This window comes from Bradyrhizobium sp. T-12, assembly GCF_058314695.1.
Genome location: NZ_CM177756.1, coordinates 1,345,412 through 1,366,304 on the forward strand (window position 1 = coordinate 1,345,412; position 20,893 = coordinate 1,366,304).

Annotated in this window: 14 protein-coding genes and 1 tRNA gene; 11 read left to right on the plus strand and 4 right to left on the minus strand. The window is 62.1% G+C overall.

Going from position 1 to position 20,893, the window contains the following annotated elements; translation table 11 throughout:
• Window positions 1-38: 38 nt before the first annotated feature.
• From AC0WRY_RS06520 to AC0WRY_RS06535, 4 genes are all read left to right on the plus strand, one after another.
• Window positions 39-113, plus strand: a tRNA-Glu gene (locus AC0WRY_RS06520).
• Window positions 114-388: 275 nt separating this feature from the next.
• Window positions 389-3,460: a hypothetical protein gene (locus AC0WRY_RS06525; protein ID WP_194406204.1), complete on the plus strand. Its 3,072-nt coding sequence runs from the start codon at window positions 389-391 to the stop codon at window positions 3,458-3,460.
• Window positions 3,461-3,934 (plus strand): hypothetical protein, encoded by a 474-nt coding sequence (locus AC0WRY_RS06530; protein WP_491122824.1) that lies wholly within the window; start codon window positions 3,461-3,463, stop codon window positions 3,932-3,934.
• Window positions 3,931-5,124 carry a phosphorylase family protein gene (locus tag AC0WRY_RS06535; protein ID WP_194406206.1) on the plus strand — a complete coding sequence of 398 codons (1,194 nt, stop codon included), beginning with the start codon at window positions 3,931-3,933 and terminating at the stop codon, window positions 5,122-5,124. Before AC0WRY_RS06530 ends, AC0WRY_RS06535 begins: the two co-directional genes overlap by 4 nt.
• Before the next feature lie 223 nt (window positions 5,125-5,347).
• Here the strand turns inward: AC0WRY_RS06535 and AC0WRY_RS06540 are convergent, their stop codons facing one another.
• The gene (locus tag AC0WRY_RS06540; RefSeq protein WP_194406207.1) at window positions 5,348-6,331 is read right to left on the minus strand and encodes an alpha/beta hydrolase; all 984 of its coding nucleotides are present in this window, start codon (window positions 6,329-6,331) and stop codon (window positions 5,348-5,350) included.
• Between the two features lie 956 nt (window positions 6,332-7,287).
• Here AC0WRY_RS06540 and AC0WRY_RS06545 point away from each other — a divergent pair.
• A complete protein-coding gene (locus AC0WRY_RS06545; RefSeq protein ID WP_491122825.1) occupies window positions 7,288-8,778 on the plus strand; it encodes an amidohydrolase family protein in 1,491 nt (496 codons plus the stop codon).
• 3 nt (window positions 8,779-8,781) lie between these two features.
• Entirely contained in the window at window positions 8,782-9,708 is a 927-nt protein-coding gene (locus AC0WRY_RS06550) for a CobW family GTP-binding protein (protein ID WP_491122826.1), read from the plus strand.
• A 13-nt stretch (window positions 9,709-9,721) separates the two neighbouring features.
• On the opposite strand, the gene AC0WRY_RS06555 is transcribed toward AC0WRY_RS06550, so the two are convergent.
• On the minus strand, window positions 9,722-10,099 hold the full coding sequence (locus AC0WRY_RS06555; RefSeq protein WP_194406210.1) for a tautomerase family protein: 378 nt from the start codon (window positions 10,097-10,099) through the stop codon (window positions 9,722-9,724).
• 155 nt (window positions 10,100-10,254) lie between these two features.
• Between AC0WRY_RS06555 and AC0WRY_RS06560 the strand changes: the two genes are divergently transcribed.
• Window positions 10,255-10,854, plus strand: coding sequence for a TetR/AcrR family transcriptional regulator (locus AC0WRY_RS06560; RefSeq protein ID WP_194406211.1), 600 nt, complete (start codon window positions 10,255-10,257; stop codon window positions 10,852-10,854).
• A gap of 3 nt (window positions 10,855-10,857) precedes the next feature.
• Here the strand turns inward: AC0WRY_RS06560 and AC0WRY_RS06565 are convergent, their stop codons facing one another.
• Both AC0WRY_RS06565 and AC0WRY_RS06570 read right to left on the minus strand, forming a co-directional pair.
• Window positions 10,858-11,331 (minus strand): hypothetical protein, encoded by a 474-nt coding sequence (locus AC0WRY_RS06565; RefSeq protein WP_194406212.1) that lies wholly within the window; start codon window positions 11,329-11,331, stop codon window positions 10,858-10,860.
• An 11-nt stretch (window positions 11,332-11,342) separates the two neighbouring features.
• A complete protein-coding gene (locus AC0WRY_RS06570; RefSeq protein WP_491122827.1) occupies window positions 11,343-11,816 on the minus strand; it encodes a hypothetical protein in 474 nt (157 codons plus the stop codon).
• Between the two features lie 391 nt (window positions 11,817-12,207).
• Here AC0WRY_RS06570 and AC0WRY_RS06575 point away from each other — a divergent pair, with 391 nt between their 5' ends.
• The 4 genes from AC0WRY_RS06575 to AC0WRY_RS06590 all read left to right on the plus strand — a co-directional run bounded on the left by AC0WRY_RS06575 (window position 12,208) and on the right by AC0WRY_RS06590 (window position 20,873).
• Complete coding sequence (locus tag AC0WRY_RS06575) at window positions 12,208-13,893, plus strand: methyl-accepting chemotaxis protein (protein ID WP_491122828.1); 1,686 nt, start codon at window positions 12,208-12,210, stop codon at window positions 13,891-13,893.
• A 95-nt stretch (window positions 13,894-13,988) separates the two neighbouring features.
• Window positions 13,989-15,671 carry a methyl-accepting chemotaxis protein gene (locus AC0WRY_RS06580; RefSeq protein WP_491122829.1) on the plus strand — a complete coding sequence of 561 codons (1,683 nt, stop codon included), beginning with the start codon at window positions 13,989-13,991 and terminating at the stop codon, window positions 15,669-15,671.
• 162 nt (window positions 15,672-15,833) lie between these two features.
• Window positions 15,834-17,555: an AMP-binding protein gene (locus AC0WRY_RS06585; RefSeq protein WP_491122830.1), complete on the plus strand. Its 1,722-nt coding sequence runs from the start codon at window positions 15,834-15,836 to the stop codon at window positions 17,553-17,555.
• A 12-nt stretch (window positions 17,556-17,567) separates the two neighbouring features.
• Window positions 17,568-20,873: an acetyl-CoA carboxylase family protein gene (locus AC0WRY_RS06590; RefSeq protein ID WP_491122831.1), complete on the plus strand. Its 3,306-nt coding sequence runs from the start codon at window positions 17,568-17,570 to the stop codon at window positions 20,871-20,873.
• Window positions 20,874-20,893 lie beyond the last annotated feature (20 nt).

Below are 20,893 nucleotides of genomic sequence, written 5' to 3' on the forward strand. Positions count from 1 at the left end.
GCGGCGGACAAATTTCGAGGTTATTGGCTAGCCCTCACGCTCCCTTCGTCTAGCGGTTAGGACGCGGCCCTCTCAAGGCTGAAACAGGGGTTCGATTCCCCTAGGGAGCGCCATTTGTCTTGCCGGGTTAGCCGGGAAACAGCTGCATGTTCGCTGTTTTGGAAGCGCCGACACTCACATCTTCTTCCGATCGCTCAGTCATCACTTCCGTGCATTCAGCACAGAAATTCTATGCTCGGTAAGGAAGCCGCTCTGAGGAGTGGTCGGCCTGTAATACCCGATCATCGAGGCTTTCCTCCTCTAAGTCCCCATACTAAAAGTGGTAATTGCTGTCACTTCACTTGATGGTAGTTATCATAAGTTCGTTTCGGCTTCCGGAGAGATTTCAGTGTCGCGCGCAAAACTGCCGTCGGCGATCAGCAGGGTGAGAAACAGCCTGCGACCGTTCTACAACATGCGCCAGGAGCAGACCTTTCGGTCACGCACAACACCAACATTCTGGAAGCAGATACAGGCCGTCAGGCAAGAAGCGGGAAAAAATGACTACTCTGCTATTCTCAGCATAGTTGAGGATAACCGAGCGTATCCGTTTCCTGGCTTGGGAAATACGTTTCCGACGGAAGAAAGTAAGACTCCGAATCCGCAATTTGGGCACCTAAGGCCGCTTAAACTCGCGAACGAGCTTGGACTACAGGTCGCCCGTCTCAACCATCATGCCTCTAGGGTGAAGCCCGCGCTCGAAAGCCTGGCGGCCATCAACGATCACTTGATCGCAGGACGACTGATGGAAGTTGAAGCAGCTTTAGCTGCTCACAAGAAAAGTCATGGACTTTCGCTGATTGTTCTTAAGAAAGATCTCTTGGCTGCGTTGGAGCGCAGTGGCCTTCCTGGCTTGTCCCGAAGATACAAGGTTCTAACTGCGCACGCACAAAGTACCGCCTGGGCACTCTTGGCCCACTACGTCTATGACCTGATCGATCCGACGTACAATCCCACTCGGGCCGTGCAGCGGTGGCTCCGGCTCGCAGAGAGGAGAGTTGCGGAACACCCTTGGTTTGCGCGCATTCTGCAAGACGAAGTTCTGACGCGGATTGAGGGCGCGCCCGCTATGTCGTGCTCACTATTGCGATACAGCGCAACCTCTCTGCTAGATCTAGCCATTCTGGTTTGGCGAAAACGGAACATTCATTCAAGGGAGCAAGCCGTCCAGGACGCCTACTCCAATTTAGCGAGCCCATTAAAGAGCATACTGGAGGACCGATTTACCGCCCAACCTATCCAAGTATCTCGAATGTATAGCCGGAAGGCGAGGCTCCCTGATGTCGAGATTTACAGAACTAGCTTTTTCTTCGACGATATCGCTTCTGTTGTTCAGTGGCGCTCCGAATTCCACGGTCTGATATTTGCCGAAAGATACGAAGGAGTACCAGTAAATATCGATTCCAACGGTCGTCGGTTGAGCGATGCCGCGGATCAGATTGCAGCGGATCCAACTCGAATGAACCGCATCATCGAAGGCCTAGCCGATTGGGAAAACGGCTTCCTTGGTGACAATCCGGACGTCGAGCGTCGCTCCTTTCTGTTGGCGGTAGTGGTTGCCGAAAGTGTTCGCCGCTTAAGCCGCAACCCGCAAGGCGATCCGAGCGAAATCGCTGAACTGCTTGCGGACACAGATGATATCCAATTCTTCACTTCGAGCGGAACGTTGAAGCAGTTGCGTGACTCGGATTTGGCGTGCAATTCGCTCCTTCTAACTTTTGTATTGTGGGAGCTAATTTACCGACGGGACAGAACGCAAGACAACGAATTAGACCGTCGCCTTGCATTCATGAGGCTCTTCGCTGGTAATTCACCTTTAGTAGAGGTCTTGGGCCAGATCGCCGTAGCAAATCCCTCTGCCGCAACTCTTTTAGCGAAGACATGCTCGCGAACCTTTCTCGAGCGACTGTTCATGATGATGTCTTCGGTAAAGGATGTTCTCGAAGCTAGACTTTCAATCTGTCGCTGGCTCATAGACCGTAAAGATCCATCTTCAGACAATCTGCAAGAGGAGTCGGAGGCTCTCGTTCGAGAGTTGGCTAATCTTGAGGCAAGGTCGGACCTTGATAGCACGCGAGTCCACGTTGACGAGGAGTCGATTAGGGAATGGTTCGAAACTTTGCATGCGACAAGCGTGACGAGGTACAAGCAGACTGCTTTAGCAGAGGGGCCTGTCACTTCCTTTGGAAGCTTGCTTACCTTTTTTTCAACGGTAGAGAAAGCAGTTGATGACTTTACAGCAGAAACACAAATAGGCTCAGAATTTCTGCTCGTCGCAATCGTAGACGCGACATTGAAGGCATTTGTATCGGATCGCACATTTGGTTTAGACGCATATCTAAGCCGCCGGATACGACATGGCACTCTGAACGGTCACGTCATGACTCCAATAACCCGGGTGTTGGGGCAATTGACGGATCACGTGAAGCTTCATGGCCGAGCTCACGACTCGAGCGATCACTCGGGAGCTTTGGTATTTGCGCAGGAGTTTCGTGAATTCTTGAGTTCTGAACTTGATCACGCTCGAAAAGATGTGATTCAAATTCGAAGCCCCGAACACCCGCAGGGATTAATTCAGGCGCAATGGCGTACTGCTGGAAATATCCAGCACCTAGACGCGATGATAGCCAGAGTTCGAGGAAGGGTCATCGAGACGGGTGGTTCATATGATATCTTTCCCGATATCTATTCGTTCTGTTGGGATTGCTTAGAGTCAGACTTGGCCCAATTGCGCTTGTACATGTTGAGAGAGTTTGCGCCTGCGGCGACCCGCAAGCTTTCTGAACTGTACGAGCATCTTTCCTCCGCTGACAGAGCTTTAGTCTTTCCATATCTACACGAATGTCGAGACACCCTTGAGGCTAGAGTGCAGGAGGTGTGTGGATGGTTTATTCGACCTGTCTTCCGGCGCGATCGCTACAACCTTAAGATGCTTATCTCTACGACACTCTCTATTGTTAGAGAGTTGGACTACGAATACGCGTTTACAGAAGATGTAGTGGTTTCCGACGACATTTCACTGAACCGAGGAAGTTTCGATGTCTTTGGAGACGCTTTGTTCGTGTTACTCGGAAATGCGGCTAGGCATGGGAAGCGAGACGGAAACATACATGTTGATGCGCAGATTTTACCCGGGAAAAAGAATGTCGTTAAGCTCGATATTACCTCTGAAGTAGATAGTAGGGAGCGGTATCTAGACGCTCGCGCTAGAATTGATACTGCACTCACCAATGATTATCAGGCGATTGCACAGGCAGCTGTCCAAGAGGGATTCAGCGGCTTGATGAAGTTGGCCGGAGTCATGAGACGCGTTCGATCTCCCGATGTACAGCTTCAGGTGACCGGCGATGAAGAGAGCCTCAAGATCAATTTTTCACTAATCCTCCCATCTGAGATTACGGTTACAAGAATGCGAGGCTAAATGAAGGTCTTGTTAGTTGAGGATGACGAATTCAAGGCAACGGACATTCTAAAGGTTCTCGAAGAATCGCTTGCAGAGGCGGAAGTGCTTCGCGCCATGTCCGTAACGTCTGCCATGAAGGCGATCAACAGTGAGACATTCGCATTAGTTGTTCTGGATATGTCGCTGCCGACCTTTGAGATGTCTGGTCCGGGAGGAGGCGGTTCTCCACAAGGTCAAGGCGGACTCGAGGTGCTCCGTTTGGCGCGGCGGCTTCGACACTTGTCCCCCTTTATCGTTGTAACTCAATATCCAGATATTGAGTTGGACGGAAGCGATATACCTCTGTCAACCGCAGCCAAGGCGTTACGCACCCGGTTCGGCGTGAACGTTAGGGCTTGCTTGCTCTATGAGTTTGATCGCGATAACTGGCGGGCGCCTCTTCGTGAGCATCTCCGTCAGTTGGCCATAGAGACGCGGGAGGATGGTCGATGAGAGTTTTGGTTGTCGATGATGATGCGGCTAAGACGGCGGCGATTGTCACGGCCATTGAATCGTCTTTAGGTGGGGTGCGGGAGCGGGGAATAACCGTTGCGAATACCTTGTCGAACGCAATGCGCGTTCTTGGTGAGATCTCATTCGATCTCATTATTCTCGATTTGATGCTTCCTTATCTGCCCGACGGAGCCGCCGATAGTCGTGCAGGCCTCGAATTACTTCGGCAGTTGCGTTCCGTGGAAGGCAAGAATCGGACAACGTCGGTTATTGGTATATCGGCGTTTCCTGAAGAAGTGGCAGCTTATCGAGATAAGTTTGATGAGCTGGGAGTTCTAATTACAACTTTTGATGATAAAGGTGCTTGGAGCCGCGCGCTATTGCGTGTTCTTGAGAATGTTAGCGCAAAAGGTGATCCAAGGACGGATCTGGATTTTCTTGTTATCTGCGCCCTCGAAGAGGAGAGACAGGGATTTGAGTTCACAAGCTTAAACAAGATTTCCGAAGTTGTGGTCGGCGGGCTGAATGTCCATTATGTTCGACTTCCGGGAGAACGTGAGTACTTCGGCGGAATAGTTCGTCTTAGTCAAATGGGACTGGTTGCTTCAACTTACGAGACTGCATGGGCTTTGAATGTGTTCCGCGTAAAAGTCCTTTGCATGAGTGGCATCTGTGCAGGCTTCAGCAAGGAAGTAAACTTAGGTCAGATAGTTGTTGGCTCTCCGGCTTGGGAGTATCAGGCTGGAAAATGGTCCAAGAATGGTTTTGAAATCGCGCCGACTCAGATTCCGCTAAAGTCCCAAACACGGGCAATCATTGATCATGTATTTTCGAGAGATGGCTTTGTGCAGCAGCTCGAGTCTCGCATTGATGCAGGCCACCGGAGACCCTCTTTGCAATCGAAGCCGACCTTGGCTCCATTTGTGACTGGCTCGGCAGTAATGGCGGACGCAAAGAGACTAGAACATATCGAAAAGCAGCACCGAAAGGTGGCCGCGTTGGACATGGAGACGTTCGGGTTATACTTTGTTGCTCATGAGGCTCCCGCAGGATTGCAGCACTATTTCTCGGCTAAGTGTGTCGTTGATCTAGCTGATTCAGACAAGGACGATGATCTACACCACTACGGATCGTCTGTAGCCGCCAGGGCCACCGAGGCGTTGTTGCTCGAGTTATTAAAAGGAAGCTAGTATCTGCATGGAGGGGCTTTGCTTGCTATCGATCCACCATGGACCAGCGAGCGGATCCTTTCGGAGGACCCAAGCTCTTTAACTCGCTCAGCAAGTCGGCCTTTCTCTTCTGTCCCGGCGAGGTCATCGATGGATTTATCCCTGCGGACGTATTGCCATCCGGGGTGTAGCCAAATGACTCGGCGTTTGATCTGCGTGGACCGAGGCCGAGCACGCGCCCTCTTCACGCCGTCGTCCCATCAATCGACCGCCGGATCACCTTCTGCACATCCGCATTCGACAGGAACAGGTCGTGGTTGACGATGCCCCAGCCTTCCGCCGACGCATCGACCACGCGCACGCCGAGCCGGGCGATGGCGGCCTTCTCGGCTGCGCCGACCCGTGTCATGCCGCCGGCGAGCTGCCCAGACAGCGCCAAGGCGCGATCGTTGGTCGAGGCGATCACGGTGATCTTGCCGGCGAGCGGGCCGATGCGCTGGACCGCCGACGAGAACACGTCCATGTCGATGTCGGGCGCGGCAAACACCACGGCGCCGATCTTGCCCGTGACGGTGTCGCCGTATTTCGCATAGAGCTGACGCAGGCTTTCGAGCGTTAGCATCGTTCCCATGCTGTGCGCGACGATGTGCACGCGCCCCGCCCCGGGTGCCGACACCAGGGCGGAGAGCACGCGCTCAAATTCGTCGCGCGACCACATCGCGCTGTCGCGGTCATAGGCGTAGTCGAACAGTCCGTCCCTGGACGGCCATGAGAACGCGATTGTCCGTCCGCGGAACCGGATCCGTTCCGAGAGATGGGCGGCGTCCAATACGGCCGTCTCGAATGTCTGCTTGAAGCCGTGCACATAGATCAGCACGTCCCCTCCGCCGGCCTCGGCAGCGAGATCGCCGGCATCGGCCGACACCGGCTCGAGCCGGTCGAGGCGCCAGTCGCCGATTCCGACCGAGGCGAGAGAAAGGCGGCTCTCGTCCGGCGCCACCAGCCTGGCGCGCGCGATCGTCATGCGCGTCGCACGCTCCGGCCCGAACCAGGGTTTTGCGCGACCGCCGCTCACGGGCTTGCGCGTGGTGGCGACGAGAACTGTGGGATCGACCGAGAGCGACGATGCGTCATAGCGCGCGCCTGTCGCACCCAGCCCGGCGCATCCGCCGAGCGCGAGCGCGCTGCCGGCCGACATGAGCCCGCCGAGCAGAGCTCGACGCGACATCGATGAATTTGCTTGAAGTGGATTTCGGCCTATCACTGGGAACCTTGGAACTTTGCCCCCGATTGCGCTGCCCCGTCAGCTCCCTGAATGACAATGGGGGCGAGATGACGGCGGCGCGCAGAATAGGTTGAGGTCCCGGCGAAACCATCGCCAGCCTTCCACGCGATGGCGAAAGAGAGGGCCGTCTAGTCCTCGATGCTGATCTCTTCCTCCTACGTTCAATGTGGGAGTAGAGCCGAGTTTCGCCGCGAGCAAAACACCCAGGGCCACTGTCAACCCCTCTACCAAAAAATATTCCACTTTACCGAAATTCGGATTTATCGTACTTGTCGGCCATCCCAGCCCACCAAAGGGGCGGTCGTACGTCGTTTCGAGCGCGGGCTGGGAGTTGCGATGGACGCGGGCGGCCATAAAGGCGGAGCTTGCGCGTGCAGGGCGAGATCACCTCGTGAGCATGCGTGACCCGCAAAGACGAACGGCGCCTCTCGCGTACGGCGAAACCGCGTGGTCCTGGCCGTCGTTGCTACGGTCAAGCCTCTTGCGGAGATGCCAGCGAGCCCGACCGGGCAGACTGCATCATCCAATTCGCGGGGCGAGGGAGGCCAAAGGAAAGGTCGGCTCCCGGGAGAGCGCGGCATAGGCCGTCAAACCCATCGCGCAGGGAAGGCCTGGTTTCGGCTGCCCTGTGTCTCCCCTGGGCATTGCGTGCGCATCTGTTCAGCACGGGGGGCTTTACGGGTGCCAGGCGGCGCCCGGCCTTCCCTGCGCCCTTTCCTTCGAGAGGGTGAGGAGAAAAGCATCACTCGGGTAAATCATGCCGCGAGGATGCGCGCGCTTGTCCGCGATCTGCCCGCCGGATGATCTTCCCTATGAGCATGCTGCGTCGGCTTCAGTGGAGGTGGTGGTCGCTTCCGGAATCTGCCTTGATGCGATTTCGAGGTGGAGGGAGTGACGATATGAGCGGCTTGGTGATCTCTGGCGGCCAGGTGGTGGATCCCGCGAGCGGGATGGATGCGATCGGCGACGTGGCGGTGGTGGATGGCAAGATTGCCGCGGTCGGCTCGTCGCTCGGCGGCGCCGAGCGGGTGATCGACGCCACCGGGCTCGTGGTTGCCCCCGGCTTCATCGATCTGCACGCGCACGGCCAGTCGATTCCCGCCGACCGCATGCAGGCGTTCGACGGCGTCACGACCACGCTCGATCTCGAGGCCGGCGTGCTGCCGGTCGGGTCCTGGTACGAGCGCCAGGCGAGAAAAGGCCGCGTGCTGAATTACGGCGCCGCCACCAACTGGGCGTTCGCGCGCATCGGCGCGATGACGGGCTCCAACGCCGAGAGCTCGCTGGAGGCGTTCGGCAACGCCATGCGCGACCGCCGCTGGATGGACAATGTCGCGACCGACGCCGAGGTCTCGGGCATTCTCGAACGTCTTTCGCGCGGGCTGAACGAAGGCGGTATCGGCATCGGCATTCTCAATGCTTACGCGCCGGGCGCCGGCGTGCAGGAGCTGACCGCGGTCTGCCAGCTCGCCGCAGCCAAGGACGTGCCGACTTTCACCCATGTCGCCTTCATGTCGCGGATCGACCCCGAAAGCGCGGTGGAAGCCTATATCCGCCTGATCGGCTATGCCGGCGCGACCGGCGCGCACATGCACATCTGCCATTTCAACTCGTCGAGCAAGACCGACGTCGAACGCTGCCGCGTGCTGATCGCGAAAGCGCAAGCACAGGGCCTGCCGATCACGGTCGAAGCCTACCCCTACGGCACCGGCTCGACCGTGCTGGCCGCCGCCTTCTTCAGCGATCCCGAATTCGTCGAGCGCAACGGCACCGGTTACGATTCCGTGCAGCGCGTCACCGACGGCTATCGCTTCCACGACCGCGAGGAGCTGTTGAAGGCGCAGGCGGAAGAGCCGTCCTCGCTGGTGCTTTGGCACATCCTCGACACCGAGCACAACGCGCATCACCGCGACCTGCTCGACATGTCGGTGCTGTATCCCGGCGGCGCGATCGCCTCCGACGCGATGCCGTGGACGACGTCGGACGGCAAGACCTACACCGGCGACGCCTGGCCGCTGCCCGACGATGCCACCTCGCATCCGCGCTCGGCGGGCTGCTTCACGAAATTCATCCGCGAATGGGTGCGCGAGCGCAAGACCGTCTCGCTGCTGGAAGGCGTGCGCAAATGTGCGCTGATCCCGGCGGAAATCCTGTCGCAGAGCACGCCCGCGATGCGCGCCAAGGGCAGGCTTGCCAAGGACGCCGATGCCGATATCGTGGTGTTCGATTACGAAAAGCTCTCGGACCGTGCGACCTTCACGGCGATGAACCGCCCGTCCGAAGGCGTGCGGCATCTGGTCGTCAGCGGCCAGCCGCTGATCAGCGACGGCATTCTCGATGTCGCCGCGCGGCCGGGCAAACCCGTGCGCCGTCCCGTCGTCGAGGGCTGAGTCATGCCGGTCCCCATTCTCCTGGTGGCGGGCTTTCTGGGGGCGGGCAAGACCACGGTCGTCAATCATCTGCTGGCGCATGCGGAGGGACGGCGCATCGCCGCAATCGTCAACGATTTCGGCGCCATCAACATCGATGCGGAGTTGATCGCGGGCGCGAGCGACGGCGTGGTCAGCCTCGCCAATGGCTGCATCTGCTGCTCGCTCGAAGGCGATCTCCTGCGCACGCTCTCGACGCTGCTGCGCCGCGATCCGAGACCCGACTATATCGTGATCGAGACCAGCGGTGTCGCCGACCCCTCCGATATTGTCCGCAATCTCATGGACCCCGTGATTCTGCTCGAGGCGCCGCTGGAGACAGTGCTCTGCGTGCTGGACGCTGGCACGCCGCCGTCAGCTCTGGACGACGCGCTCCAGCGCTCGCAGCTCCGCGTCGCCGACATCGTGGCGCTCAGCAAGCTCGATCTGGCGGACGAGGGCGCGGGTGCGCGAATGCGTGCGGCCATTCGCGCCCAGCGCGTTCCCGCCGTGGTGGTCGATGCGAAGCATGGCGAAATTCCGTCCGCGCTGCTGTTCCCCGCGCATGTCGCTCGCGCGCAAGCGCCGCGCGAGCCCGGTCCGAAACGGCCGGCAGAGGACCGCTTCGAGACGCTGAGCTGGACCTCGGAGCGCCCGCTCTCGCTACCGCGCTTGCAGCAGGCGATCGGCAAGCTGGCGCCGAAGCTGGCGCGTGCAAAAGGCCTGTTCGAGACGGTCGAGCAGCCGGGCCGCCAGATGGTGTTTCAATTTGCCGCCGGCCGCGCCACGCTCGCCCCGGGCGATGTGTCCGCACCGGGGGTGCCACGCGCGCGGATCGTCTTCATCGCCGAGCTCGGGCTGCTCTCGCGCGCCGAGCTCGACGGCATCATGGCGGCGTGCGTTGCGGATTGAAACCGGAGCCAACTCACGCAAATTGCGCCAGCCCATGTCCGACCGACCAGTTCTCCTTGGGCGCATCGAGCACGTTCACGAACACGTCCTCGGGCCGGATGCCGGGGCTTTCGCCGAGACGATCCGCGACGCAGCGATAGAGCGCCTTCTTCTGCTCGGCGGTCCGCGAAGCGAATACGGTGATCTGGATCAGCACCGCATCGTCGCTGCGCACGACGCCGTAGGCGTTGCCGCAGCGGAAGTTCGCGCGCTCATGCTCGGTGATGGCCATGAAGGCGTCGCCGTCGGGCACGTCAAGCGCTTCCCGCATGGCGCCATAAAGCCCGTCGAGAATCGCCTGCCGGTAGGCTTCAGACTTGCCGGCGCGCATGGCGATATGAAGCAGAGGCATGGTTGGTCCCTTTGCATGCGGGCCGATCCGGCAAGGCGAATGTACGCCGCCGGCTCGGCCCATTGACGAAATGGGCTATCAATTCCGATCAGTTTTTGACACGATGTCTAGAAAGCACGTTCTTGACATCGTGTCAAATACTGCAGGAGCAGAGTTTGCGGCCACGTGAATTCGATCATGACGAGGTCCTGCGCATCGCGTTCGACCAGTTCTGGCGCAACGGCGTGCGCGGCACTTCGCTGTCGGACATCGCGCGCGATGCCGGCGTCCAGCGCGGCAGCCTCTACAATGCTTTCGGCAGCAAGGAGGCATTGTTTCTGCAGGCGTATGAACGCTATGCCGGGGATTATCTTGCGGCGCTGCAGAAGGCGCTCGCGACGGGCTCGTTGCGCAAGCGCCTCACCGCGTTCTTCGATCTGACCATCAGCAATTTTCGCGCAGGCAAGCCGTCGCGGGGATGTCCGACCACGCGCGGCTTGATGGAGCTCGGCTCGGCCGAAAGCGAAGGGCTCGACGAAGAAGCGCGCCAGGCCTTTGCGAGCCTCATTGCGCGCATCACCGCACTGGTTGAGGACACGTTGTCGGCAGGCGCGGCGCGGGGCGAGTTCAACGGCGATCCCGCGGCCGCGGCGCTGCACATCATCACCGTGACGCGCGGCCTCGCGGTGCTCGAACGTGCCTTCGGCGACGAGCCGCAGCTGCGCAAGATCGCCGCGCACACGATCGATCTCGTGCTGAGCAGGAAGGGCGCCTAAGCCTCAGCACAGTGCAAGCGCGTTGACCGCGCGTGTCGCCGCATCTTCCTTGCCGGAGCCGACCAGCTGGCCGACGATGGATTCGAGCTCGCCCGGCTGCTTGCGGCGCGCGACCGCCAGCAGCTGCATCAATTCGGCCTCGTCCTTCGACAGGCGACGGCAGGACGGCGGCATGAAGCACAGATCGCACGGCCGGCCACTGCGCAGGATTCTGACGAGTGCGGCAGCCCGCGCCACCAGCAGCGGACTGTCGGAGATGCCCGGCGCCTCGTCGGCAAAGCGATAGGCCGCTTCCCAGCAATCCGACGCGCCGGTGGTATAGGCCGCCCCGATGAACCGGAACAACGACAGCGCGACGCGGCAGAAGTCATCGTAGCTCTCGACGCAGGGACGCGCCGCAAGCGCGGCCTGAAGCGGACAGAGCCGCGGCTGGCCGGCGTTCGGGATCGTGACAGAACCGCAAATATCCGGGGGCATGAACGATCTCGTCAGTGTAATGTCGGGCTTCCGACGAGCCAGCTCTTCATCGCCATGGTCCGGTCGTGGTCGAAAGACCGCAGCTGCCGGTCGGGCAGGATGAGACCCGCCATGCGGAAGATCGTCGCGAGCCCGCGCACGGGCGCGAGCGCCCAATCGGCGCCGACCGGCGGCAGCCAGCTCTCGAATTGTTCGCGCACGATGTCGATGCGATCCTGTTGTGCCGCGGCGACGGCGTGCAAAATGCCCTGCTCGCTGTCCGACACGCGCGGACAGGTCGGGCAGTGCACCTCGATGGCGGTGTGGGCCGTGCAGGCGAAGATCTCGATGATGGATTCCAGCGAGTGCACGGCATCGCCCACGCGAAAATGGTCGTACACCTCTTTGATGTCGGCTGCGGTAGGAACCGCGCCTCCGCTGCGGGCCTTGGCGCGGAAGCCCCAGATGAAGAGCCGTTCGGCCGCGCTCAGCGCCGGCAGGTCCAACGACCGGTGTTGTATCGATTGATGCATGGAGCCTCTGGCGTCTGCAGCGCGCACGCCGCCTTTGATCTGCGCTATCGTTCCGCCAGAGCGTCTCGCAAGTCAACGCTCGCGGGCGCGATATCGAGGTGTTCTAGAATTGCAATCAGGATTTCGCATCAGAGCCGAGTGACGAACGCCGTAAAAACACGTTGAACGAATCCAATCTTGAATCCTTCGAACCGTACCATGTTGCCGAAGATGCCATGGAAAGGCGCGGCGCGGGGTTCGATTTACGACGCCTTAAGCCGATCAAGTCATACCGGGCCTATTCGGGCGATGGTCGAATTGCCTCAGACATTGATTTCATGCGGCGCTCGCGTGTTGCTGCGCCCCGTCTCCAGAGAGAACGACTGTGCTGAACCAGATCTCGATCCGTACCAAGCTCTTGAGTGCCGTCCTGGCGATGGCGGTGGCGATCTGCTGCGTGACCGGTATTGCGTTGTGGTCGATGTACCAGCGGATGTACCAGGACAGGGTGAACGTCCTGAAGGCCATGGTCGACGCCGGCTACAGCCTTGCGGAAAAGTACGAGGCCGCGGCCGTGGCGGGCCAACTGACCCGCGAGGACGCACAGGCGCGCTTCAAGGACGCGTTGCTGAAGATTCGCTATTCCGGCGACGAATATCTGTTTGCCCATACCTACGATCAGGTCGGCTTCGCCCATCCAAGCCCCAAGCTGATGGGCAAGGACGTCTCCGGCATCAAGGACAGCAACGGTGTTCCCGTCATCCCGGCTCTGCTCGACATCGTGCGCAAGCAGAACGAAGGCACCTACGCCTATGACTGGCCGTTGCGGCAGGACGATCCGAAGACGGCGGTGAAGCTGTCCTACGTCAAGGGTTTCGCGCCCTGGAAGGTCTTCATCGGAACGGGCGTGTTCGTGAACGACATCTGGACCGACTTCATGGCGATGGTCTGGAAGATCGTCGGCATCATTGCGCTGCTCGCGCTTCCGGCGATCGGGCTCGTCGGCCTCGTCGGCTTTGCTGTCAGCCGCAGCATCCGCGGCGTCAGCGCCGCGATGCAGGCGCTGGCTGACGGCGATCTGTCGATCGACCTGCCCGAAGCGAAGCGGGCCGACGAAGTCGGGCAGATGGCGCGCGCGACGACATATTTCCGCGACCGGATGGCGGAGAGCGAAAAATTGCGCACCGAGCAGGAGAGATTGCGCTTGGACACCGCAGCCCAGCGCAAGCAGGACATGTATCGTCTCGCCGACGATTTCGAGCACGCGATCGGTGCGATCATCGAGACGGTGTCGCAGGCCGCCGGCAACCTCGAGAGCTCCGCGGGCACCCTGACCTCGACCGCCGACAGGTCGCAGGACCTTGCCAGGACGGTGACCGCCGCCTCCGGCGAAGCCTCGACCAACGTCCAGTCGGTCGCGGCGGCGACCGAGGAGCTCAGCTCCTCGATCACGGAGATCAGCCGGCAGGTGCAGACGTCGGCCCGCATGGCCGGCGATGCCGTCGCGCAGGCGCACAAAACCAACGAGCGGGTCAACGAGCTGGCGCGGGCTGCCAGCAGCATCGGCGACATCGTCGCGCTCATCAACGGGATCGCGGCACAGACCAATCTACTGGCGCTCAACGCCACCATCGAGGCTGCGCGCGCCGGCGAAGCCGGTCGCGGCTTCGCCGTGGTCGCCTCGGAGGTGAAGCTGCTGGCGGAGCAGACCGCCAAGGCCACCGGCGAGATCAGCGAGCAGGTCAGCGGGATGCAGGCGGCGACCGGCGAGTCCGTCGCGGCAATCAAGGAGATCGGCGACACCATCGGCGGCCTTTCGGAAATCGCCTCCGCCATCGCCGCGGCGGTGGAGGAGCAGGGCACGGCGACGCTGGAGATTTCGCGCAACGTCCAGCAGGCCGCGCACGGAACGCGACAGGTGTCCACGGGCGTCGCCGACGTGCAGCGTGGGGCGTCCGAGACCGGGGCGGCATCGTCCCAGGTTCTGTCCGCAGCACGCTCGCTCGCCGCCGACAGCGCAAGCCTGAAGCAGAAGGTCAGCTCCTTCCTCACCTCTGTCCGCGCGGCCTGAGGGAGGCCTGAATTCCGGGAACCGGAATGCTTAAGGCTTTGCTAAGGGGATCGGGATAAATTGGCATGTCTGTACCGCCAATTTTGCGAGCTCCGATGATTTTCTCCCGCATCAGTTTCAAGCTGGTCCTCATTGTCGGCATCAGCCTGCTCGGCATGATCGCGCTGGCGCCGATCGCCCTGTCGACCGTGCGTAGCCAGATGGTTGCCGACCGTCAGGCCAAGACGCAGCACATGGTCGATGTCGGCTACGGCATTCTCGCCCACTATCAGAAGCTCGAGAGCGAGGGGAAACTGCCGCGCGAGCAGGCCCAGGCCGCCGCCATGGCCGAGATCAAGAGCCTGCGCTACGACAAGGTCGAGTATTTCTGGATCAATGACATGACCCCCAAGATGGTCATGCATCCGATCAAGCCGGAGCTCGACGGCAAGGATCTGTCCGGCATGAAGGATCCCGCCGGCAATGCATTGTTCATGGGCTTCGTTGACGTCGTCAAGAAGCAGGGCGCCGGCTTCTATGGCTATCTCTGGCCCAAGCCCGGCTTCGACCAGCCGGTCGGGAAAATCTCCTATGTGAAGGGCTTTGCGCCCTGGGGCTGGATCATCGGCACCGGCATCTATCTCGACGACGTCGACGCCGTGTTCCGCCAGAACGCGATGACGTTCGGCTACGTCTGCCTCGCCGTGCTGTTTCTGGTTCTCGGCGCCTCGTTCCTGATCGGACGCAGCGTCACCCGGCCGCTGGCCACGATCACGGCGCTGACCGAGCGCCTCGCCGCCGGCGACAGCGCTTTCGAGGTGCCCTACACCGACCGCAGCAACGAAGTCGGTGCGCTTGCCAAGGCACTCGCCGTGTTCAAGGACAATGCGTCGGCCGTGGGCCGGATGCATGCCGAGCAGGAAGAGATGAAGCACAAGGCCGACGACGAGAAGCGCAAGGCGATGGCCGATCTCGCCGGCAAGTTCGAGGCGAGCGTCCAGGCCGTCGTCCGCGACGTCTTCAACGAGGCGCGCGCGATGCAGCAGGCCGCGCAGGGCATGTCGGAGACCGCGAACAAGGCGAGCGACCGCGCGAGCTTCGTCGCCACGGCCTGCCAGCAGGCGTCGAGCAACGTGCAGACGGTCGCTTCCGCGGCCGGCGAGCTGTCGTCCTCGATCTCGGAGATCAGCCAGCGGGTCGCGCAGGCCGCGACCGTGGCCGACAAGGCCGCCGCCGACGGTCAGCGCACCAACGACACCGTGCAGGGGCTGGCTGCGGCTGCGCACAAGATCGGCGAGGTCATCGACCTCATCAACCAGATCGCCTCGCAGACCAATCTGCTCGCGCTCAACGCCACCATCGAGGCGGCGCGGGCCGGCGAAGCCGGCAAGGGCTTTGCGGTGGTCGCGAGCGAAGTGAAGTCGCTGGCGAGCCAGACCGCGAAGGCGACCGACGAGATCGGCGCGCAGATCACCGCGATCCAGGCCGAGACCAATCAGGTCGTCGGCAACATCGAGAGCATCCGTGCCACCATCATGGAGGTCAACGAGATCTCCTCGTCGATCGCCGCCGCGGTCGAGGAGCAGGGCGCCGCGACGCAGGCGATCGCCCACAGTGTGCAGGAGGCGGCTTCCGGCACCGACCAGGTCTCGCAAAACATCTCCGGCGTGACCGATGCGACCGCAGAGACAGGGCAGGCCGCCGGCCTCGTGCTGCAGTCGAGCGGCCGCCTGACCCAGAAACTGCAAACCCTCGAGAACGAGGTCAGCGTCTTCGTCGCGGGCGTCCGCGCCGCGTAACGAAACGCGCTGCACCTTCCTGGTATTTCCGCGTCGCGGCATCGGCTGCGGCGCGGATGCTGTTTTCCTTGACATGACCTCTGCCGTGCTCGACGTGTAATGACGTCGAGCGACGGCACGTGCGTGCCTGCGCGAAGAAAAAAAGCAGCACGGGAAGACGTCATGAGCGCAGGCCTCAACGAACAGGACTACCTCGCCACCTTGCGCGGCCTGTGGGACAAGGCCTGGCCGAAGGGCCTGCCGCGTTCGCCGAACTACCTGCACGGCGAAGTTCCCTTGACGGAATATCTGCGCGCCTGGGCGAAGCGCAGCCCCGAACGTCCCGCGGTGATCTTCTACGGCCACGTCACGACCTATGCGGATCTCGACCGGCAGAGCGACCGCTTCGCGGCGCTGCTGGCGGCCAAGGGCGTGCGCAAGGGCGATCGCGTCGCCGTCTTCCTGCCGAACTGTCCGCAATTCCACATCGTGTTCTTCGGCATTTTGAAGCTCGGTGCGATCCACGTTCCGGTCAGCCCGCTGTCGCGCGCGTTCGAGCTGTCTTACGCGCTCAACGACAGCCAGGCTGAGGTGATCGTGTCGCTGGACCAACTCATGCCCGTCATCGAGCAGGTCAGGGGCGAGGTACGTCTGCGCGAAATCATCGTCACCAGCTTTGCCGACGTCGTGCCGACAACGCCCGCGTTCCCCGTTCCGGACTCGATCCGCACGCCGCGCGTTGCGGTGCCGGGCTCGACCGATCTGTTGCCCGCGCTTGCGGCGATGCCCGCGTCACCGCCGCTGCCGCCGCCCGGACTCGATGATGTTGCCGCGCTCAACTACACCGGCGGCACCACCGGCATGCCCAAGGGCTGCGTCCATACCCATGGCGACATGGTCTACACGGCCGCGGCCAATTACGGCATCTCGATGCCGCCCGGCGAGAGCAGCGTGTTCCTGTCGTTCTTCCCGGAGTTCTGGATTGCGGGCGAGAACTCTGGACTGATCTTCCCGCTGTTCTCCGGCGCCACGCTGGTCCTGCTCGCGCGCTGGGACGCCGTCGGCGCGATGGCCGCGATCGACAAGTACAAGGTGACCATGACCGCGATGCCGGTCGACAGCGCGGTCGAACTGATGGACCATCCACGCTTTCGCGAGTTCGATCTGTCGTCCTTGACGCAGGTCCGCGTCGTCTCCTTCGTCAAGAAGCTCAATGCCGACTACCGCAAGCGCTGGAAGGATCTCACCGGCACGATCCTGATGGAGGCGGCCTGGGGCATGACGGAGACCCACACCTCCAACACCTTCACGGCAGGCTTCCAGGACGACGATTTCGATCTCAACAACCAGCCGATCTTCGTCGGCCTGCCGGTTCCCGGCGCAGAGTTCAAGATCACGGATTTCGAGACCGGCGCGCTGCTGCCGCTTGGCGCCGAAGGCGAGATCCGCGTGCGGACGCCCTCGCTGCTCAAGAGCTACTGGAACAAGCCGGAGGCGACCGCCGAGTCGCTCGTCGACGGCTGGCTGCGCACCGGCGATATCGGCGCCATCGACAAGGACGGCTTTCTGCACTTCCTCGGCCGCCGCAAGGAGATGCTGAAGGTCAAGGGCATGAGCGTGTTTCCGCCGGAGATCGAGGCCCTGCTCGGCCAGCATCCGAAGGTGTTGGGCTCGGGCGTGGTCGGGCGGGACGATCCCGACAAGGGCCAGGTGCCGGTGGCTTATATCCAGCTCAAGCCGGAGGCGGTCGGCACCATCTCCGCGGAAGACCTGCGCGCCTGGTGCGCCGAACGCATGGCCGTCTACAAGGTTCCGGAAGTGCGTATGATCGACGCCCTGCCGCTGACGGCGACGGGCAAGGTGAAGAAGCAGGACCTCAATCCCAATGTGCCTCCTGCCGTCTGAATGAGAGAGACGATGTCGTTCAAAAAGCTCCTGATCGCCAATCGCGGCGAGATCGCCATCCGCATCGCGCGCGCCGCCGCCGATGCCGGCATCGCGACGGTCGCGATCCATCCGGCCGACGACGCGCTGTCGCTGCACGTGCGTGTAGCCGACGACGCGATCGAAATCCCCGGCCGCGGCGCCCGGGCCTATCTCGACATCGAGGCGGTGGTGACGGCGGCGAAGAGCGCCGGCTGCGATGCCGTCCATCCCGGCTATGGCTTCCTCAGCGAGAACGCGGCGTTTGCTAAGGCCTGCGCCGACGCAGGCCTCACTTTCGTCGGACCGAAACCGGCTGCACTCGAATTGTTCGGCGACAAGGTCGCGGCACGGCAACTCGCAAAACGTTGCGGCGTCCCCATCATCGCCGGCACCAGCGGGCCATCGAGTCTCGAAGAGATCACGGCGTTCTTCACCTCGCTCGGCAGCAGCGCGGCCATTGTCATCAAGGCGATGGCCGGCGGCGGTGGGCGCGGCATGCGCGTGGTGGAGAGCGCGGCCGATCTCGCGGAGGCCCATGCGCGCTGCCAGTCGGAAGCCAAGGCCGCCTTCGGCTTCGACGGCGTCTATGCCGAGCGCCTGATCCGGCAGGCGCGCCATATCGAGGTGCAGATCATCGGCGACAAGCATGGCGCGATCTCGCATCTCTGGGAGCGTGAATGCACCATCCAGCGCCGGCACCAAAAGCTGGTCGAGGTCGCCCCGAGCCCCTCGCTGAGCGATTCCCTGCGTGGCCGCATCATCGAGGCGGCGAGGCAGCTTGCGACGGCGGCCTCTTACGACAATCTCGGCACGTTCGAATTCCTGGTCGACGGCACCGCCGAGGACAGTTTTGCCTTCATCGAGGCCAATCCCCGGCTGCAGGTTGAGCACACCGTGACTGAAGAGGTGCTCGGGCTCGATCTTGTCCGCGCCCAGCTCGCGGTCGCCGCGGGCGCGACGCTGGCTTCGCTCGGCATCGCGCAAGGGTCGATCCCGAAGCCGCGCGGCCATGCCATGCAGCTCCGCGTCAACATGGAGACGCTGGACGCCGGCGGCGCGACGCATCCGACCGGCGGCGTGCTCGCCGTGTTCGAGCCGCCGTCGGGGCCCGGCGTCCGCGTCGACAGTTTCGGCTATGCCGGCTACAAGACCAGCGCGGCCTTCGACTCGCTGCTGGCAAAAGTCATCGTGCATACGCCGGGCGAAGCCTGGCACGACGTCGTCGCCAAGGCGTCGCGCGCCCTGCGCGAATTCCGGATCGACGGCGTCGTCACCAACATCGCCTTCCTCCAGGCGGTGCTCGCGCATCCAGATTTCAAGACCAACCGCATCGCGACCGACTTCATCGATCGCAACATCGCAAAGCTCGTCGATGCCGCCGATGGGGCGGCCAAGCCGCTTTACTTCGCCGCGACCGAGCAAAGCGGCGGTCACGGTATCGAAGCGCATGTCGCACAGGTCGTGCCCGAAGGCACGGTGATGGTCGCAGCTCCCCTGCAGGGCACCATCGTCACCATCCAGGTCAAGGAGGGCGAGATCGTGCGCCCCGGCCAACAGCTCGCCGTGATCGAATCCATGAAGATGGAGCATCTCGTCATGGCCGAGCAGGGCGGTCGTGTCATGAAGCTCGTGGCCGGCGATGGCGTCACGCTGCTGCATGGCGAAGCCATCATGTATCTGGAGCCGCTCGACGTTGCGGCCGACCACACGGCTGCGGAGGCCGACGTCGATCTCGACCACATCCGCCCCGACCTCGCCGAGCTGATCGCCCGTCAGGCCAACACGCTTGACGAAAATCGCCCGGCCTCGGTCGAGCGTCGCCGCAACACCAACCAGCGCACCGCGCGCGAGAACGTCGCGCAACTCGTCGACGAAGGCTCGTTCATGGAGTATGGCAGCCTCGCGATCGCGGCGCAGCGGCGCCGGCGCAAGCTCGACGACCTCATCAAGAACACACCGGCCGACGGCCTCGTCATGGGTGTCGCCACAGTGAATGGCGAGAAGTTCGGGCCCGAAGGCGCGCGCTGCATCGTCGTGGCCTACGACTACACCGTGCTCGCGGGCACGCAGGGCCATATGAACCACAAGAAGATTGACCGCATGCTGACGCTGGCGGAAGACTGGCGCGTGCCGCTGGTGTTCTACGCCGAGGGCGGCGGCGGCCGGCCCGGCGACACCGACCGGCTCGGCATGACCGGGCTCGACGGCCCGTCCTTCGTGCAATTCGCAAGGCTGTCCGGCCTCGTCCCGGTCGTGGGCGTGGTCTCCGGCTATTGTTTCGCCGGCAACGCTGCGATGCTCGGCTGCTGCGACGTCATCATTGCGACCAGGAACGCCTCGATCGGCATGGGCGGTCCCGCCATGATCGAAGGCGGCGGGCTCGGCGTCTATCATCCGGCCGAGGTCGGCCCGGTCTCGTTCCAATCGCCGAACGGCGTCATCGACATCCTGGTCGAGGACGAGGAAGAGGCAACGCGCGTCGCGCAAAAATACCTGTCCTATTTCCAGGGCGCGGTGACGGATTGGGAAGCGACCGACCAGCGTCTGCTGCGCCGCGCGATCCCCGAGAATCGCTTACGCGTCTACGACATCCGCAGCGTGATCGATCTGGTCGCCGACAAGGACAGCGTGCTGGAGCTGCGCCGCGACTACGGCGTCGGCATGATCACCGCGCTGATCCGCATCGAGGGCAAGCCGTTCGGCCTGATCGCGAACAATCCGCGCCATCTCGGCGGCGCAATCGATGCCGATGCCGGCGACAAGGCCGCGCGCTTCCTGCAGCTTTGCGACGCCTTCGACCTCCCCATCGTCTCGCTCTGCGATACGCCCGGCTTCATGGTCGGCCCCGAGGCCGAAAAGACCGCGATCGTCCGCCACGTCTCGCGCATGTTCGTGACAGGCGCGAGCCTCACCGTGCCGCTGTTCGGCATCGTGCTGCGCAAGGGCTATGGCCTCGGCGCGCAGTCGATGATCGGCGGCGGTTTCCACGCCTCGTTCTTCACCGCGGCCTGGCCGACCGGCGAGTTCGGCGGCATGGGCCTGGAGGGCTATGTCCGCCTCGGCTTCCGCAAGGAGATGGAGGCGATCGCCGATCCCGAAGAGCGCGAGACGTATTACCGCAACAAGGTCGCCGAGCTCTATGCCAACGGCAAGGCGGTCTCGATCGCCTCGGTGTTCGAGATCGACAACGTCATCGACCCCGCCGAGACGCGGCGCTGGATCATGGCAGGCTTGCGGTCCGTGCCGAAGCCGCCGGCCAGGGCGGGGAAAAAGCGGCCGTGTATCGATACGTGGTGAGGGCGGTGCAGCAATAGCTC